Below are 16,615 nucleotides of genomic sequence, written 5' to 3'. Positions count from 1 at the left end.
GGTGTCCGCTGTGAAAAGAGTCCAGACCACCGCGACTGTCGCGGGTTTGATCGCGTTTGTCCTGCTGTTGCTCGTGCCGTTCCTGCCGGTGAAGCAGACGGAATCGTCCGTGTCGTGGCCGCAGAACGGCTCGGTGGCGTCGGTGAACGCGCCGCTGATCTCGCTCGCGCCGCAGCAGCTCGATGTCACCGTTCCGCTTTCGGCTATCGACGAGCTCCGCGAGGGCCAATCGTTGCTTTTGGGCACGCTGCCTGAGGGCTCCCCGAAGGCCAGCGACCGCGGTTTCTTTGTCACCTCGCCCGACGGCGGGCTGGTGGTCAGCTCCCTGAACGAGGTGCTGCTGCAGCTCACCCCGGCGCAGGTGGCGAAGCTGCCCGACGACGCGAAGCTTGAGGCCCACCTCGCGCACGACCTCACCACCGTGGAGATCCCGGGCACGAACTACGCAGAGGAGGACGATGAGGAGGATTACCGCCCGCAGCTCACCGGCATCTACACCGAGCTCAAGGACGAGCAGAAGCTTATCGACGCAGGCCTGTCCGCCCGCGTGGACATCAACTCCCGCTTCACCTCCCAGCCGACACTGATCAAGACGCTGGCGATGGTGCTCGGCCTGATCAGCGCCCTGATCTCCCTGGCCGCGCTGCGCAAGCTGGACCGCCCCGCCCCGCGCCTGCGCCGCCAGGGGCTGAAGCCTCTCGACGGCCTGGTGGCCGCCGTGCTCGGCTTTTGGCACATCTTCGGCGCTAACACCTCCGACGACGGCTTCCTGCTCACCATGGCGCGCGTGGCCGCCAACACGGACTACATGGCGAACTACTACCGCTGGTACGGCGTGCCGGAGGCCCCGTTCGGCTCCCCGTTCTACGACCTGCTGGCGTTGATGTCGCAGGTCACCACGGCGTCGATGTGGATGCGCTTGCCGGCCCTGTTCGCGGGCCTGGGCACGTGGTGGCTGCTCTCGCGCGAAATCCTGCCGAAGCTCGGCCCCGCGGTTGCCAACAGGCGCGTCGCCCATTGGACCGCCGCGCTGGTGTTCCTGACGTTCTGGCTGCCGTACAACAACGGCACCCGCCCGGAGCCGATCATCGCGTTCGGCCTGATGGCCACGTGGGCGCTGTTCGAGCGCGCCATGGAGACCGACCGCCTGGTCCCCGCTGCGTGGGGCACCGTCGTGGCGGCGCTGACCCTGGCGTGCGGCCCGACCGGCCTCGCCGCTGTGGGCGTGTTCCTGATTTCTTTGCCCTGGGTGTTGGGGACCATTGGGCGTCGAGAGGCAAAGCTCGCTTCGATCGCGCCGTTCATGGGCGCCGGCATGGCTGTGATGGTGCCGGTGTTCAAGGACCAGACGCTGGCGACTGTGCTGGAGGCGACCGCGGTGCGCTCCGAGGTGGGCCCCGCAATGAGCTGGTTCGAGGAGTGGAGCCGCTACTCCGTGCTGTTCGAGCAGACGGTGGACGGCTCGCTGGCGCGCCGCTTCCCCATGTTCGTGCTGCTGCTGTGCATCGGCCTGACCCTGTGGTGGTTCGCCCGCGGCGGTGAAAGGACAAAGACCGCGCAGCGCATGATGCTGATCATCGGCTTGTCCACCTTCTTCCTTATGTTCACGCCGACGAAGTGGACGCACCACTTCGGCATCTACGCGGGCCTCGGCGCGGCGATCGCGGCGTACGGCTCGGTGGTGCTCTCGCGGATCGCGCTGCAGTCCAAGCGCAACCGCTCGTTTGCAACAGCCGCGGTGCTGTTCCTGCTGGCTCTGACGCTGGCGGGCTGGAACGGCTGGTGGTACGTGTCCTCCTACGCGGTGCCGTGGTGGGACCGCACTCCGCAGCTGAAGGCCGTGGAGTTCAACACCATCGTCCTGGCTATCGCGCTGGTGGTGTTCGTGGTGGGCGTGGTGCAGTCCATGCGCCCGCCGAAGCCTGTGGACGCCTCCCGCTGGGCCGGCGTCATGTCCGCCCCGATCGCCGTGGCGGCGGCGCTGATTGTGGCGCTGTCCTGCCTGACGTTTGTGAAGTCCTTCATCTCCCAGGCGCCGAACTACTCGGTGGGCATGGGCAACGTGCGCACGTTTGCGGGCGACCGCTGCGCCCAGGGTGCGGATGTGCTGTTGGAGGAGGACACCAACGACGCATTCCTTTCGCCTATCGACGGCGTCCCGCTCGGCCGCTCCCTGGATTCCGGCGACAACTACGGCTTCCACCCCGACGGAGTTCCCGCCTTCATCGCGTCTGAAAACGCCGACACCTCGGATTCGAGCAACCAGCAGGTCCAGTCCGACGACACCGCCGACGTGGACCCCGGCTCCGACGAGGCGCAGTCCACCTCGCGCGTGAACACGCAGGGCAACCGCCCGCGCTCCATGCGCGGCGTGAACGGCTCGACGGTGCGCCTGCCGTTCGGCTTGGACTACACCCGCGTGCCGGTGCTGGGCACCTTCGAGGACGAGCCGACGCAGTCCGCGAAGCTGGAGACCTCGTGGTTCGACCTGCCGTCCGATTCGGAGGAGCGCCCGCTGCTGGTGACGTCCGTGGCCGGCCGCATCAAGCACCACGACATCAACGGCGTCGAGCAAGAGGGCAACGAGCTGGAGCTGCAGTACGGCCGGAAAACTTCCGGCGGCGTGCAGAAGCTCGGCGCGGTGGAGATGCTGGACCAGGGTCCGACCCCGCAGTGGCGCAACCTGCGCTACCCCATTGCTGATCTGCCCGACGAGGCTGACGTGGTGCGCCTGGTGGCCAAGGACACCTCCCTGGCGGAGAAGGACTGGCTGGCCGTGACCCCGCTGCGCAACCCGAAACTGGTGGAGCTGAACACCATGTTCGACTCCGAAACCCCGGGCCTTCTGGACTGGGCCGTGGCGTTCCAATACCCCTGCCAGCGCCCCTTCTACCACCACGCAGGCGTGGACGAGATCCCGGAGTTCCGCATCATGCCGGACGCCCCGGGCAAGCAGCAGCTGTCCGGCTTCATGGACTTCCTTGGCGGCGGCTCGCTCGCCCCGGTGGAGGCCGTGAACACCTCCTACGAGGTGCCGGGCTACCTCAAGGGCGACTGGCAGCGCGACTGGGGTTCTGTGGCCAAGTACGAGCGCCGCACCAACTCCGCCGGCGAGGCTCCCGCCCTGGCGCAGGTGGACCTGGAAGAAACCACCAGGTCGGGCCTGTACACCCCCGGCCCGATGAAGGTGCGCGACCCGGAGGAATAAAAGGTACAATCCCCTCGCTATGAAACTGCCAAAGATCGCCGCCGCCGCTGCCCTGCTGTTTTCCCTGGTCGCCACCCCCGCTCAGGCTCAGGCCCAGGCCCAGCAGAGCTGCGCCGCGCACTACTTGGTCGCGGTGCCGGGCGGCGCTAACACGGCAGAGGGCATCCCGGACTACGTGCCGCACGGCGGCAACGTGTTCATGACCGGCATGCTCACCCGACTGGGCACCGGCGGGGAGATCACACCGCTGTGGGTGTCCTACCGGTCCACCCCGTTCGCCACCACGGAGTACGAGAAGTCCAAGGCGGGCGGGCTGAAGCGCGCACGATCCACTGTAAAAAGACTGGCCAACGCGTGCCCGGACGCGAAGTTCAGTTTCACCGGCTACTCGCTCGGCGCGGACATCGCCGCCACGATCACCAGCGACATCGCCAATGGACGCGGCCCGATCGAACCGGAGCGTGTCTCCGGCGTGGCACTGTTTGCCAACCCGCACCAGGGCGGCAACGGCGCGGTGCTCTCCGCCGGCACGTCCCCGCACTCGCGCGGCTCGCTGGGCTCGCTCCCGGACGGCTACGGCGTGCTCGGCCCGCGCGTGTTGGAGATCTGCCGCGTCGACGACCTTGTGTGCTCCATGCAGGAGTCGCACCGCGGACTGGTCGCCCCCGCCATGCGCACCAACCTGGCCGCCGGCCGCGTGCCGCTCGCCGAGTTCAACGTGCTGTTCCGTGCACTCGGCCTGAAGTCGCTGGGCATCTTCTTCGACATCGGCTCTCACGGCGGCTACACGCTGGCGCAGCAGCGCGAGGCCAGCAACTGGATCATCGAGCAGTCCCAAGCCCCCATCCAAATTCCTGTTCCGGCGGTAGAGTTGGGGCATGAATGACCTCTTTGAGCTTGTAAACGGCACGTGGGCGAAAACCCACGAAATCCCCGCTGACCGCGGCATCGACGGCGCGTTCTACGTTTTGCGCGATAAGTCCGAGGAAGACGTCCACGCCATCCTGGAGGAAGGTGCCGGCTTGGGCGGCGACCTGTTCACGTCCTTCATGGACAACCCCGGCGACATCAGCTCCCTCGACCCCGACCTGGCCAAGATTGAGGTCGCGGACGTCGAAGGGTTCGTGCGCGGCTTGGGCGAGCTGGAGCGCGTGGGCATCGGCGGGCCGGTGAGCTACTGGGTGGAGAAGGACTCGCAGGGCGAGGAGTCCGTGGCCTACATTTTCCAGTCTGGCCTGGGCCTTCCGGACGAGGCGTACTACCGCGACGAGGACCACGCGGAAACCCTCGGGGCGTACAGGAAGCACGTGGCGAAGATGCTCGGCTTCCTCGAGCCGAAGTACCTGCAGGGACTGACACCCGAGATCGCCGCCGAGCGCATCGTCAACCTGGAGACCCAGCTGGCGGCGAGCCACTGGGACGTGGTCAAGGCGCGCGACGCGGTGGCCACCTACAACCCCACCACCCTTGAGGAGATGCCGCCTTTGGTGCGCGTGCTTCTCGACGCCTCCGGTCTTTCCGGCAAGGTCGTCAACATGATGCCGTCGTTCACTGAAGACCTGGACGGCATGCTGCGCGGGGAAACACTCGCGGATTGGCAGCTGTGGGCCGCGTGGAACATCCTGCGCTCCCGCGCCGGCGTGCTCTCTGAGGAGATCGGCAAGACCAACTTCGAGTTTTATGGAAAGCATCTCTCCGGCGCCACCGAGCAGCGCGACCGTTGGAAGCGTGGGGTGGGGCTCGCGGAGAGCCTGGTTGGAGAGGATATTGGGCGGAGCTACGTCGAGAAGCATTTCCCGCCCTCATCCAAGGAGAAGATGCTGGAGCTGGTGGAGTACCTGATTGCTGCTTACCGCTCCCGCATCCAGCAGCTGGAGTGGATGAGCGAGCCGACGAAGGAGCGCGCGCTGGAGAAGCTCGCGCAGTTCAACGCCAAGATCGGCTACCCGGAGAAGTGGCGCAACTACTCCGGCCTGGAGTTCGGCGAGGACCTGGTGGAGAATGTCCGCCGCGGTGCCGCGTTCGAGCACGACTACCAGCTATCCAAGATTGGAAAAGCCTCCGACCGGCAGGAATGGGTCTCCTCTCCGCAAACGGTGAACGCGTTCTACAACCCTGTGGTCAACGACATCACGTTCCCCGCCGCGATCCTGCAGCCGCCGTTTTTCGACCCGGACGCTGACGCCGCGGAGAACTTCGGCGCGATCGGCGCGGTGATCGGGCACGAGATCGGCCACGGCTTCGACGACCAGGGCTCGCGTTACGACGGGCTAGGCAACCTCAACTCCTGGTGGACCGACGAGGACCGCGCCAACTTCGAGCAACTGACCGCGAAGCTAGTCGGCCAGTTCAACGGCCTGGTGCCGTCCGTGTTGGAGGGCACGAAGACCAAGGGCGTCAACGGCGAGTTCACCTTGGGCGAGAACATCGGCGACCTCGGCGGGCTGGGCATCGCCGTGGTGGCGTACAAGAAGTACCTTCAGGACCACGGCCTCGATGATGGGGAGCCGCAGAAGTTCGGCGACTTGGAGGGCGAGTACACCGGCTTCCAACGCCTGTTCCTCGCGTGGGCGCGTGTGTGGCGCTCCAAGGCACGCCCGGAGATGGCGGCGCAGCTTTTGGCCATTGACCCGCACGCGCCGAACGAGTTCCGCTGCAACGTCATCGCCGCGAACATCGCCGAGTTCTACGAGGCGTTCGATGTGGAAGAGGGCTCCAAGATGTGGATCGACCCCGAGGACAGGGTGACGATTTGGTAGAGCACATCAACGAGCAGGGCGACCCGAACTTCAACGTCGGCGGCGTCAAACGCGACATGCCGCCGGAGCTGCAGCTGGAGCAGCTGGCGTCCTACATGCACGCCACCTACGAGGACGGGCCGAACTACCTGGCCCTGCTGCCGGACCGCATCACTCACGCCGCGATGCTCATGCTCGGGAGCGCCGTCGACCACGCGCTTCCAGCGACAAAGTGGGCTGATGGAGTCACAGTGGAATCCCACGAGCTTGGTGTTGTGTTCCGCCCATCAAAACCGAACGGGAGGTGGGCAGTTTCGCTTTGGGACGGCCCCACAGGCGCCAAGGACATGCTCTGGCGCCCAGATGTCGCGGCCGCCGCGGAGCTGTCCGGCACCACGATTTTGGACGTGGACTCAGTGGCAGATGCCACCAGGGCTGTGGAATTGGTCGGCGCCGAGGTGGTGTGGGCACTCGGCGACGTAGCGTTGCCGCCGGCAGACCGCTACATCGTCACCTTTCCCACCACGCAACCTGCGGTGGACGGGTTTATCCAGGTCAGGGCCGGTTCTGGCCTTGAGGGCACCGAGTACCACGCCGACGGGTTCATCTCCACGCCGGCGGAGATCCGCCGCCGGGTCACAGACGCCGCCGAGGAGCTCTAGCCCAGAACAGACTCGGCTTCGTCCACCTCGTCGAAGGTGGGCTCGTCAACCTCGGCGAGGAAGAACTGGGCGCCGTTGGCGTCGTGCACGCCGGCAGTCCCGTTCTCGGGGCCAAACTCCACCCCGCCGCCGAGGTTTTCCACCTGCGTGCAGGCCGCGTCCACGTCGCGCACGCCGAAGTAGCTGAACCACTGGGCGTGTTCGCCGACGAACATGCCCAAAAACGGCGCCCCGTCCTCCACCGCGACGAAGTAGCCGTCCTCCTCGCGGATCTCCCAGTCGAACAGCTCGCCGTAGAAGTCGATGGCGTCCATGCTCGGAGCCGAGTACTCGTACCACACCGGCACACCCGGCTCACCTGCGGCGAAGAAGCGCTCCTCCGGGTCCTTCAGACCGAACAGGCCACCGGCGGGGTCCTGGCAGAGTGTGACGGATTCATCTGCACTGAGCACCTTGCCGCCCAGCTTTTCCACGTTCTCCGGGCTGCCGATAAACGACGTCACCCACATGTCCATCTGCGCCGGCACAATGCCAGCCACCGGCAGGCCCTCTTTCCGGGCGATACCGTCCACGATCTCCCAGCCCAAAAGCTCGGAGTAGAAGTGGGTGGACTTGAGCTGGTTCTGGGTGACCAAGTCCTGCCAGAACGGCATGCCTTCCTTGCCTTCGAATGCGGGCATTACAGGTTCCTCCACTTCTCGGGGTCGAAGTCGTCGTTGGCGGTGCGCTCGTCGAAGTAGTCGCCGTCGTCTCCGTCGACTACAACCGTGGCCGAATCAGCCCCAAGGCCGACGGTATCGCCGTCGATAAGCGAGTGCCCCCTCGAGGTGACCACCTCGTTGTTGACGGTGACCTCGCCGGAGCTGATGGCCTCCTTGGCGTGGCCGCCGGATTCTGCGAGGTTGGCCAGTTTGAGAAATTGGCCGAGTTTGATCGTGTCGCCTGAAATGGGCACGTCGATATGCATGGCCGACAGTCTAGCGTTCTGCCTGATCCACCGGCATGATGCTCATCGTGTCGATGTTGACGTGCGCCGGCAGGCTGGCCACCCACCGCACGGCCTCCGCGATGTCGTCCGCGGAGAGATTCTGCTTGCCCTCGTAGACCTTGTTTGCGCGCTGCTCGTCGCCTTTGAATCTGTTCAGGGAGAAGTCCGTCTTCACCCGGCCCGGGTCGATCTCGCACACACGGATGTTGTTCTCCGCCTCCTCGCGCCTGAACGCCCTGGTCACGCCGCGGAGTCCGTGCTTGGCGGCGTTGTAGCCCGACCCGCCCTTGTACGCGTCCGTGCCAGCCACCGACCCGATGTTCACCACCAGCCCGTTCGACGCCTTGAGCTGCGGGTACAGCGCGCGGGTGACGCGCATCGTGCCCATCACGTTGGTCTGGAACATCCACTCCCAGTCCGCGTCGTCCGCGTCGCGCAAAAAGTCCAGCTCCTTCGCGCCGCCGGCGTTGTTGACCAGTAGATCGACGCGGTCAAGCTCCGCAAGCTTCTCGACGCTCCCTCGGTCCACCACGTCCAACTCCATCGCCACCCCACCGATCTCGTCCGCGATGCTCTGGCACTTCTCCAGGCGCCGCGCCGCCACGACGACCTTCCAGCCGTCCTTGGCCAGCGCCCTGCATGTGGCCTCCCCGATACCTGCCGATCCGCCAGTGACTACTGCTACCTTCTGCTCGCTCATGAGCCGAAGTGTAGGCCCTCCCACAGCATCCAGAGTGCTAATGCGATGAAGATGCTGCCCGTGATGACGTCGATAAGCTTGCTGTACTTGACGATCAACTGCGACATTGCTTGGACTGCCAGCGCAAAGCCGGTGAACCAGATGGTGCCCGTGATAACCATGACCGGCGCGGCGATCCACCCGAGGTGCGCGAACTGGGCGAAGATGGCGCCGAAGAACAGGATCGCTTTCGGGTTGGACAGGTTGGTGAGCAAGCCCGTGAGCAGCGGCCTCGGCACCCGCTTCGTGGCGGGGATCTCCGGGTCGGAGGCACGGATGGCGCCGATGCCCATCCACAGCAGGTAGGCTCCGCCCACGATCTGGAGCACCGACAAAACCTGCGGAAATGCCTGAATCAGCGCACTTAGGCCCGCCAGGGATGCGACGATCCAGATGGTGTTGCCGAGCATGATGCCCAGCGCGCACATCACACCCGACCTGCGGTCCTTCGATCCCACGCGGATGATCTGCACCAAGTCCGGGCCGGGGCTCGCGATCGCCGCAAGCCACACACCGAGTAACGCAATCATGTCGCCTCCATTTGCCGCATGGTGATGTTCAGCCGGCCTTCGAGCAGGTCGGACGTGCCCTTTCTAGCGCCGAGCACGCCATGTTTCGCCCTCCTGGCTGGACCGCCAAAGACGACAACGTCGCCGGACAGGAGCAGCGTATCGCGCCCAGCGATGCGGAAGATCGTGTCCTGGCCGAACGACAGGCTGACCACCGCATTCTCCGACTTTTCCTCCGCATCCACGTGCTGGCCCATCCCCTTGCCCGGCGGGTAGAAGTTCACCAGCGCTGTTTCAATTCTTGGGGTCGGGCCGACTAGCGGGTCTACTTCCCTCGCCTTGGCCATGACGTTATCCGCGATGGCCTGGAAGTTCCCGGGGATCGGCGGCACTGGGTAGCCGTCGACCTCCCTGACCATGCGGTACGGGTTCGTGGCCCAGAACCAGCCCAGCGAGAGCAGCCAGGCATCCATGTGGCCGTGGCCGACCTTTGGACGTCGCATAGCAACGGGCGTCCCCGCTGCCATCCGTGCCAGCTCGCGCGCCTGGGCGACCAGTTCCTCCTGCTCAGCGGACGTGAAGAAGGCAGGCAAATGGACCGCACCAGGGATGATGCGGGCGGGCGGCCGCGGAATGACGAGCACGGGAATAATGTAGCGCACCAGCGCGTAATGGTCGCACACGTGAGTGGTTTTCGTTTTATTTTTCCTGGCCTACCCCTTGACAGTCGTTCACGTGTTCTATATTGTTGAGCATATCACGACGAGAGGGGCGACCGTGACCACCGCCACCACAGCACCGAAAAAATTTCGTAACCAGCGAGAACACGACCCGGATAGCGAATGCGCCCAGGCCATCCGGGACACGTACTGGACCATGTTTGGGCACTACGCGTACCCCGGTTTCGACGTCGAGGATTTCGACGCCACTGTGACACAACTGCAGCTCGCCACCGGGTGGCACAAAGGGTTTGTCAAAAACGCCATCCTCGGCCACGCCGCGCTGCAAGACCTCCCGCGCCTGCGGGAGCTGCAACAAGAATCGCGCGTGATGGACGTGGGGCACTTGACCGCGGTCTACACCGCCATCGAGGAGCTCGGGGAGGATGCGGACGAGGAAGCACTCATGCTTATCGACGGCATCCTGGTAAACACGTTCACCCCCACCCGCCACGACCAGGCTGTTCCCCAGCGCAAAACCGTCACAGACCGCATCCGTGCCGCGATTAAGCGCATGGATAGGGGTCGCGCCTACGACAAGCGCAAGCGAGAAAAGCGCGAGCAGGACAACTCAGAAAAGTTCGGCATCTACGAGTACCGCGACCGGGCGATCGTGCAGCTGGACACGAATTCTCTGGACGGCCGGAGGATCCAGGCGAACGTCGCCGAGGTTGCGCGCGAGCTCGGCATCAGCACGGCCGACGCGGCTATCATGCTGCTGTCCGGCGAGGCGATCGGCATTGAGGTGACTCCGGTGCTGAACGTGTACGCCCCGAAGAACCGCGCGATCAGCGGCCCGGTCTACCTCCCCGGCAGCGGTTGGACGACACCGGAGGCCACCTCCGCGTTCGAAGACTGGTTGGCAAGAACGTTCCCCGTCACGCGCGATCTGGAGAAAGAGGGCGAAAAGGTGCTGCAGGGCTACGGCCCCGGCGAGGGCATGCGCCACGCCGTGTACGCCCGCAACCGCACCTGCATCTACCCGGAGTGCAACCGTCCCGCCGAGCAGTGCCAGCTGGACCACCGCATCCCCTACGAGGAGGGCGGCCGCACCGAGGTGGACAACCTTTTCCCCCTGTGCCAGCACCACCACAACATGAAGACCGACCGCCGGATTTTCTACATCCCCGACCCCTACTCCGGCGACATCATCTTGCTATTCGCCGACGGCACCTATGTCGTCACCGCCGAAGAGGGCCTGTTGCGCGACCAGATCACACCGTTTAACCCGCGGTGGCAGTCCAGTATGTCCGCCGTGCGCAAAAATCGCTCCCGGGCTGCGGAGTTTTTCGCCAAAGGCCACACAATCCTGGACACCTTCGAGCAGGACCTGGACCTCGAACAGGCCACCGCCGCGATCAAAGACTTAGAGCAGGAGTACGGCATGAAATTCGGGTTCACTCCAGAGATGCCATACGTGGAACCGCTCCCCGAAGAGCCGGTTGAGGCCCCGTTCCCCGACCCGGAGGAGGAAGAACACTAACGCAAGTAAAACCGATCCACCACCTCGTACTTTGGGCCGCCACTTCGGCCCTTGCCCAGGTGTGACTCCAGCAGCAGCACTTCATCGGCGGCGAATTCAGGGCCGGTGTAGATGGCGAGGGCGTGGGCGTGGTCGTCGAGAAGCCATGGATCCCTTGTGCGAGTGCCGGTCCGCGCGACGGTCAGGTGTGCGCGCTGCCGGCGGCGCATGTCGGGGTCGAGCTGGCAGTCCGCCATCAGGTCTTTCAGCGGTGCTTTGTCGCCGCCGACCCCGATCCACATGGTGCGCCGATCAAAACACCCGGCTCCTCGGAGGTGCAACCTCAAGGGCCGGGTGAAGGCGGTGGCTTGCGCTAGGTGGTCGGTGACCGCGGCGGCGTCGTTGGGCTGTGACCCGTAGAAGGCGACCGTGATGTGCCAGTTGTCGGGGTCGGCCCAGCGCACTTCTGTGCCCGAGAAGTCCCGGATGGGCCGCAGGGCGGTGATGAGGTGTTCGCGAACATCGGCCGGAGGGACGATCGCTGCGAAGAGGCGTCTCATGGCCCACACGCTACCCTTAATTGCCATGTTTGACCTCGCGAAAATCGGACGGGATTTGCCCGTGTCGCGTGTTATCGACCAGCTGCCGGACAAAGGCCCGCTGGTGGTGGAGGCGCCACCCGGCACGGGCAAAACCACGCTGGTGCCGCCGGCAATCGCGAACAAGGTGGGAAAAACGCTGGTCACGGCACCCAGGAGGGTGGCGGTGCGGGCGGCGGCGCAGCGGCTCGCGCATCTCAGCGACAGCGCCAAAGTCGGCTACAGCATCCGCGGCGAGCACAAGGACGGCGAGCTCGTCGAATTTGTCACGCCGGGCGTGCTGCTCAATCGCCTGCTCAAGGACCCGGGCCTGGAGGGCGTCAACGCGGTGGTGATCGACGAGGTGCACGAGCGCCAGCTGGACACTGACTTGGTGCTGGCGATGTGCATGGAGGTCGCGCTCTTGCGCGATGACCTGTACCTGGCCGCCATGTCCGCGACGCTGGACGCGCAGAAGTTCGCGGACCACATGGGCGCGCAGGTCCTGTCCACGGAGGCGGTGACGCACCCGCTGGACATCCAGTACGCCCCGCACCCGGAACGGATCCAGGGGACGAAGGAGTTTTATCGTCACGTCGCGGCGCAGACCGACAGTGAGCACCGGACGCTGGTGTTCGTGCCGGGCGTGCGCGAGGTGGACCTGGTGTGCGGGTTCCTCGATGATGCGAGGCCGCTCCACGGCCGCCAGACCAGCAAGGAGCAGGACGAATCTTTGCGGGGGACAAACCGGGTGGTGGTGGCGACGTCGGTGGCGGAGTCGTCGATGACTGTGCCGGGGGTGCGCAAGGTGGTGGACGCCGGGTTGTCCAGAGTTCCCAAGCGCGACAACAGGGGCATGACTGGCCTGGTCACGGTCTCGGAGGCGAAAACCAGCGCTGACCAGCGGGCCGGCCGCGCGGGGCGCGAGGGCCCCGGCGAGGTGGTGCGTGTCTTCTCCCGCGACGAGTACGCGAGGATGCAGCCGGACATCACCCCTGAAATCCTCACCGCGGACCTCACCGGCGCGCTGCTGACCATGAAGGCGTGGGGGTCGCCGGACCTACCGCTTATCGACGAACCAAAGGACCTCACCGAAGCCGAATCCAACCTCGAGCAGCTCGGGGCCACCAAGAACGGCAAAATCACGGAGTTCGGCAAGAAGCTGGCGAGGTTTCCCCTGGACCCGAGACTCGGTGCTGCTCTGTTGGAGTGGGGCTCCCAAGCGGCGCCGATAGTGGCGAGACTTGCCGGGGATTCTCCCCGGCTGCGCCGGCTGGTGCCGGACAAGGGCCCGGTGGATCCGGGCGAGGTGATTGCGAGTGCCTTCCCGCAGTGGATCGCCAAGAAGGTCGGCGATGAGTACCAGCTGGCGTCAGGCACCCGCGCAAAGTTCAACTCGAACGCCGAATGGATCGCGGCCGCGGAGGTGCAACGAACCCACAGCGGGGCAGTCATCCGCGAGGCCGAACCGATCGCGTTTCCGGAGCACCGCGTGGTGGAGGAGACGAAGGCCTACCTGGAAGATGGCAAGGTCAGAGGCCGAAAGGTCGCCAGGATTGGCGCGATCGAGCTCAGCTCCACGCCAGTGAAGCTCACCCCGAACGAGGCGGCGGAGGCGCTGACAGACGTGGACTTTGCCAGCTTCCCGCTGACCAAGGAGGAGCAGCACTTGAAGGAGCGGCTGGACTTCCTGCACGAGACATTGGGCTGGCCGGATGTCAGCCAGGGCGATTACTCGGTGGAGGTACGTGGGGTGGCCGAAGGTGCGTCGATAAGCAATTGCGACATGAGGCAGGCGATGCTGCGCCAACTGGATTGGAAGCAGGTGGCGGAGCTGGATGCTGCGGCGCCGAAGGAGTACCAGTACGGCAGTGGCAGGCCGGTCAAGCGCGTGAAGCTGCAGCACATGTTCGGCCAGAAGGGGCAGACGGTGTCGGGCGTGAAGGTGCTGTACCACCTGCTGTCGCCGGCGGGTAGGCCGCTGGCGGTAACCGACGACTTAGACAGTTTCTGGGAGGGGCCGTACCAGCAGGTGCGCAAAGAGATGCGCGGGCGCTACCCCAAGCACGCGTGGCCCGAGGACCCTACTGGCACTGGGAAATGATGGCGCCGGCGCCAGCGAGGCCCGCGGCGGCGAGGATTGCGGCGATCCCCATGTCCACGTCCTTGGAGTTCAGGTCGCGCAGCTTCACGTCCAGCTGGAACGGCACGTTATCCACCTGCAGTTGCAGGTGGTCCTGGCGCGCCACAAACGGCATGCTCAGCTGAGACGCGAACCCGAGCGGCAAAAGCACCAGCAGCGGCAGGCCGACTCCGAGAGCGGTGGCTGCGCAGCGGTGGGAAACCTCGGGGGCGTACTGGACAAACGCGTCGATGACGGCGCCCTCCTGGGACGCGTCAGACTCTGTGCCCACGGTGACGCTGACGGGGAAGACCTGGGTGGTCTCGTCGGCGAACGTCGCGGTGACCGACCACTCGTAGACGCCGGGGGTGATCTCCTCCCCCGGTTCTAGGTGGATCGCGCCGTCTGGCGTCATCGTTGCCCAGCTAGGCATGGAGTCCGCTTCGTACCATGCCGCGCCGAGTGGCAGCGGGGGTTCAAGGGTGGCGGTAAGCCCCGGAACCACGTTGGTGGTCTCGTACCCATCTTCAGCGTGAGCTGGGGAAACTGTCGCGCAGGCGAGCGCGAGGGCGCTCGTGAGTGCGATAAGTTTGGTGCGCATTTCTCAGGTTTCCTCAGTTGTAGATGTTTATATGGCTTCGGATTATCGATGATTGTAGTGGACAACTCCTGATGTAGTCTTACTCGCCATGTCAAAGCGCACTGTTTCCGTGTGGACCTTGGTCTCACTCATTATCGGATCCACCATCGGGTCCGGCATTTTCGCGCTGCCCCAAAACATCGGTTCAGTAGCCAGCCCGGGCGCCATGCTCACCGGCTGGGCTATCGCAGGCGTGGGAATGCTCTCCATCGCCTTCGTCTTCCAAATCCTGGCGGTGAGAAAACCGCACCTGGATTCCGGAGTCTACTCCTACGTCCGGGCGGGGCTGGGCGACTTCATCGGGTTCACCTCCGGCATGGGCTACTGGCTCGGCTCGGTGATGGCCCAGGTGGGGTACGCCACACTGTTCTTTAACACTCTCGGCTACTACTTCCCGGTCTTCTCCAACCGCTGGGTGCTGGCTATCTCAGTGAGTGCACTGAGCTGGCTGATCTTCTTCGGCCTGACCCGCGGTCTGAAGCAGGCGGCGGTGATGAATGCGGTCACGACCGTGGCGAAACTGCTGCCCATCCTGGCCTTTATTGTGCTGGTGGCGTTCCTCGGGTTCTCCTGGGACCGCTTCACCATGGATTTCTGGGGCTCGCACATCCCCTTCACGGACCAGCTCAAGGGCATCATGCTCTACACCGTCTGGGTGTTCATCGGCATCGAGGGCGCCTCGGTGTACTCCAAGCAGGCGCGCGTGCGTAGCGACGTCGGCAAGGCCACCATCATCGGCTTCCTCTCTGTTTTGGGCCTTTTGGTGGCGGTGTCCACCCTCTCCTACGGCGTGCTCAGCCAGGAAGAGCTGGCGGCGCTTCCGGACAACTCCATGGGCGCGGTGCTCGAGCAAGTGGTTGGACCGTGGGGCGGCGCGCTGATCTCCATCGGCCTGTGCCTGTCTGTTTTGGGCGCGTATGTGTCGTGGCAGATGCTGTGCGCCGAGCCGATCGTGCTGATGGCGCAGGACGGGCTGCTGCCGCACTCGATGGGCAGCCACAACACCAATGGTTCTCCGGTGCGAGCGCAGCTTTTGTCCACGCTGGCGATCCAGTTCTTCGTGGTGGTGTTCTTCGTCTCCTCGGCGTCCTACAACGCCATGGTGCAGCTGGCCACCATCATGTACCTGCTGCCGTACATCTTCTCCTCCATCTACCTGGTGCTTTTAACCATCAGAGGCAAGGGCCTGACCCACCCGCACGCCGGCACGCGTTTCGACGACTCCGGGCCGGACGTTTCTCGCCGCGACAACCGCAGGCACCTTTTCGTGGGCCTGATCGGCTCCGTGTACTCACTCTGGCTGATCTACGCCGCGGACCCGGTGTACGTACTGCTCGGCGCGCTGGCCGTGGTGCCGGGCCTGGTCCCCTACATCTGGACGCGCCGCAAGCACGGCGACAAGCTCTTCAACGCCTTCGAGTGGGCCGTGGTGGCGGCAGTGCTGGTCGCGGCGGTGATCGCCGTGGTCGGGCTGGTCAACGGGTCACTGGTGCTGGAGTAGGTCCCAGCCCAACTTCGCAGTTAGCGTGACCACGAGCCCAAGGAGCGCCACGCGCACCAGCGTCGATCCGCCCTTCAGCACCGTCCGCGCCCCCAGCTGCGCGCCCACCACGTTGGCGGCTGCAAGCGCGAGCGCGAGCTTCCAATCAATGAAGCCGCCGAGGCCGAACACCAACAGCGCACCTAGGTTCGTGGCGGTGTTGACCACCTTTGCCATCGCCGCCGAACGCACGAACCCCTGGGTGAAGATCGCCGTGAACGCCATGATGAGGAACATGCCGGCGCCGGGGCCGAACACGCCGTCGTAGCCGCCGATGACGGCGACTGCAAGGGCGGCGAAGGCGAGACGCTTGCCGGAGAAGATGCCGGCGCCCTCCTGCCCGAACTTCGGGTTCATGGCCACAAAGATGCCCACTCCGACGAGGAGGATGAGGATGATGGGGGTGGCCACGGAGTCGTCGATAAGCGAGACCGCCCTGGCGCCGAGCGCTGCCGCGACGCCGGCGATGAACGCGTACACCCACGTGATGCGTGGCACCCCGACGCGGCGCACGAGGGTAGCCGCGGCGGAGGCGGTGCCCGAGATCGCCGCGACCTTGTTCGTGGCCAGCACGGACGCCGCCGGCATGGACGTCGCCGACATCAGTACCGGGATGAGCACGAGCCCGCCGCCGCCGATCACGGCGTCGATCCAGCCGGCGAACGCGGACGCCGCGAGGAGGAAAACAATCACGAGACTACTATGCCCCA

15 protein-coding genes are annotated in these 16,615 nt (G+C 65.2%); 7 read left to right on the top strand and 8 right to left on the bottom strand.

The annotated features are described in order from the left end of the window. Positions 1 to 10 precede the first annotated feature (10 nt). Genes HMPREF3151_RS01200 through HMPREF3151_RS01185 form a run of 4 tightly spaced genes read left to right on the top strand, consistent with a single transcriptional unit; the run spans position 11 to position 6,608 of the window. Entirely contained in the window at positions 11 to 3,208 is a 3,198-nt protein-coding gene (locus HMPREF3151_RS01200; RefSeq protein WP_246815165.1) for an arabinosyltransferase domain-containing protein, read from the top strand. Between the two features lie 19 nt (positions 3,209 to 3,227). Next, a complete protein-coding gene (locus HMPREF3151_RS01195) occupies positions 3,228 to 4,094 on the top strand; it encodes a cutinase family protein (RefSeq protein ID WP_070472471.1) in 867 nt (288 codons plus the stop codon). Then, the gene (locus tag HMPREF3151_RS01190) at positions 4,087 to 5,967 is read left to right on the top strand and encodes a M13 family metallopeptidase (protein WP_070472468.1); all 1,881 of its coding nucleotides are present in this window, start codon (positions 4,087 to 4,089) and stop codon (positions 5,965 to 5,967) included. Before HMPREF3151_RS01195 ends, HMPREF3151_RS01190 begins: the two co-directional genes overlap by 8 nt. Beyond that, entirely contained in the window at positions 5,961 to 6,608 is a 648-nt protein-coding gene (locus tag HMPREF3151_RS01185) for a hypothetical protein (protein ID WP_070472463.1), read from the top strand. Before HMPREF3151_RS01190 ends, HMPREF3151_RS01185 begins: the two co-directional genes overlap by 7 nt. On the opposite strand, the gene HMPREF3151_RS01180 is transcribed toward HMPREF3151_RS01185, so the two are convergent. Genes HMPREF3151_RS01180 through HMPREF3151_RS01160 form a run of 5 tightly spaced genes read right to left on the bottom strand, consistent with a single transcriptional unit; the run spans position 6,605 to position 9,488 of the window. Beyond that, entirely contained in the window at positions 6,605 to 7,288 is a 684-nt protein-coding gene (locus tag HMPREF3151_RS01180; protein ID WP_070472460.1) for a VOC family protein, read from the bottom strand. The genes HMPREF3151_RS01185 and HMPREF3151_RS01180 overlap by 4 nt on opposite strands. Further along, positions 7,288 to 7,575 (bottom strand): RNA-binding S4 domain-containing protein, encoded by a 288-nt coding sequence (locus HMPREF3151_RS01175; RefSeq protein WP_070472457.1) that lies wholly within the window; start codon positions 7,573 to 7,575, stop codon positions 7,288 to 7,290. The genes HMPREF3151_RS01180 and HMPREF3151_RS01175 overlap by 1 nt, the downstream gene beginning before the upstream one ends. A gap of 10 nt (positions 7,576 to 7,585) precedes the next feature. Continuing rightward, a complete protein-coding gene (locus HMPREF3151_RS01170) occupies positions 7,586 to 8,296 on the bottom strand; it encodes an SDR family oxidoreductase (RefSeq protein WP_070472454.1) in 711 nt (236 codons plus the stop codon). Continuing rightward, complete coding sequence (locus HMPREF3151_RS01165) at positions 8,293 to 8,865, bottom strand: LysE family translocator (RefSeq protein ID WP_070472451.1); 573 nt, start codon at positions 8,863 to 8,865, stop codon at positions 8,293 to 8,295. Before HMPREF3151_RS01165 ends, HMPREF3151_RS01170 begins: the two co-directional genes overlap by 4 nt. Continuing rightward, positions 8,862 to 9,488: an alpha-ketoglutarate-dependent dioxygenase AlkB gene (locus HMPREF3151_RS01160; protein ID WP_246815164.1), complete on the bottom strand. Its 627-nt coding sequence runs from the start codon at positions 9,486 to 9,488 to the stop codon at positions 8,862 to 8,864. The genes HMPREF3151_RS01165 and HMPREF3151_RS01160 overlap by 4 nt, the downstream gene beginning before the upstream one ends. A gap of 133 nt (positions 9,489 to 9,621) precedes the next feature. Here HMPREF3151_RS01160 and HMPREF3151_RS01155 point away from each other — a divergent pair, with 133 nt between their 5' ends. After that, a complete protein-coding gene (locus HMPREF3151_RS01155) occupies positions 9,622 to 11,046 on the top strand; it encodes an HNH endonuclease signature motif containing protein (protein WP_070472449.1) in 1,425 nt (474 codons plus the stop codon). Here the strand turns inward: HMPREF3151_RS01155 and thpR are convergent. Further along, on the bottom strand, positions 11,043 to 11,585 hold the full coding sequence (gene thpR / locus HMPREF3151_RS01150) for an RNA 2',3'-cyclic phosphodiesterase (RefSeq protein ID WP_070472538.1): 543 nt from the start codon (positions 11,583 to 11,585) through the stop codon (positions 11,043 to 11,045). The two genes, HMPREF3151_RS01155 and thpR, sit on opposite strands and share 4 nt — an antisense overlap. 25 nt (positions 11,586 to 11,610) lie before the next feature. On the opposite strand from thpR, the gene HMPREF3151_RS01145 reads away from it, so the two are divergent. After that, the gene (locus HMPREF3151_RS01145) at positions 11,611 to 13,707 is read left to right on the top strand and encodes an ATP-dependent RNA helicase (protein ID WP_070472446.1); all 2,097 of its coding nucleotides are present in this window, start codon (positions 11,611 to 11,613) and stop codon (positions 13,705 to 13,707) included. On the opposite strand, the gene HMPREF3151_RS01140 is transcribed toward HMPREF3151_RS01145, so the two are convergent. Then, a complete protein-coding gene (locus tag HMPREF3151_RS01140; RefSeq protein ID WP_070472443.1) occupies positions 13,688 to 14,326 on the bottom strand; it encodes a Rib/alpha-like domain-containing protein in 639 nt (212 codons plus the stop codon). The genes HMPREF3151_RS01145 and HMPREF3151_RS01140 overlap by 20 nt on opposite strands. Before the next feature lie 88 nt (positions 14,327 to 14,414). Here HMPREF3151_RS01140 and HMPREF3151_RS01135 point away from each other — a divergent pair, with 88 nt between their 5' ends. Next, complete coding sequence (locus HMPREF3151_RS01135) at positions 14,415 to 15,866, top strand: amino acid permease (RefSeq protein WP_070472440.1); 1,452 nt, start codon at positions 14,415 to 14,417, stop codon at positions 15,864 to 15,866. On the opposite strand, the gene HMPREF3151_RS01130 is transcribed toward HMPREF3151_RS01135, so the two are convergent. Further along, entirely contained in the window at positions 15,849 to 16,598 is a 750-nt protein-coding gene (locus tag HMPREF3151_RS01130) for a TSUP family transporter (RefSeq protein ID WP_083290107.1), read from the bottom strand. The two genes, HMPREF3151_RS01135 and HMPREF3151_RS01130, sit on opposite strands and share 18 nt — an antisense overlap. Positions 16,599 to 16,615 lie beyond the last annotated feature (17 nt).

The sequence above is a fragment of the Corynebacterium sp. HMSC05H05 genome (genome assembly GCF_001807265.1).
Classification (GTDB): Bacteria; Actinomycetota; Actinomycetes; order Mycobacteriales; family Mycobacteriaceae; genus Corynebacterium.
Note: the sequence above shows the minus strand (reverse complement) of the source record. Positions and strands in the feature narration are given on the sequence as shown.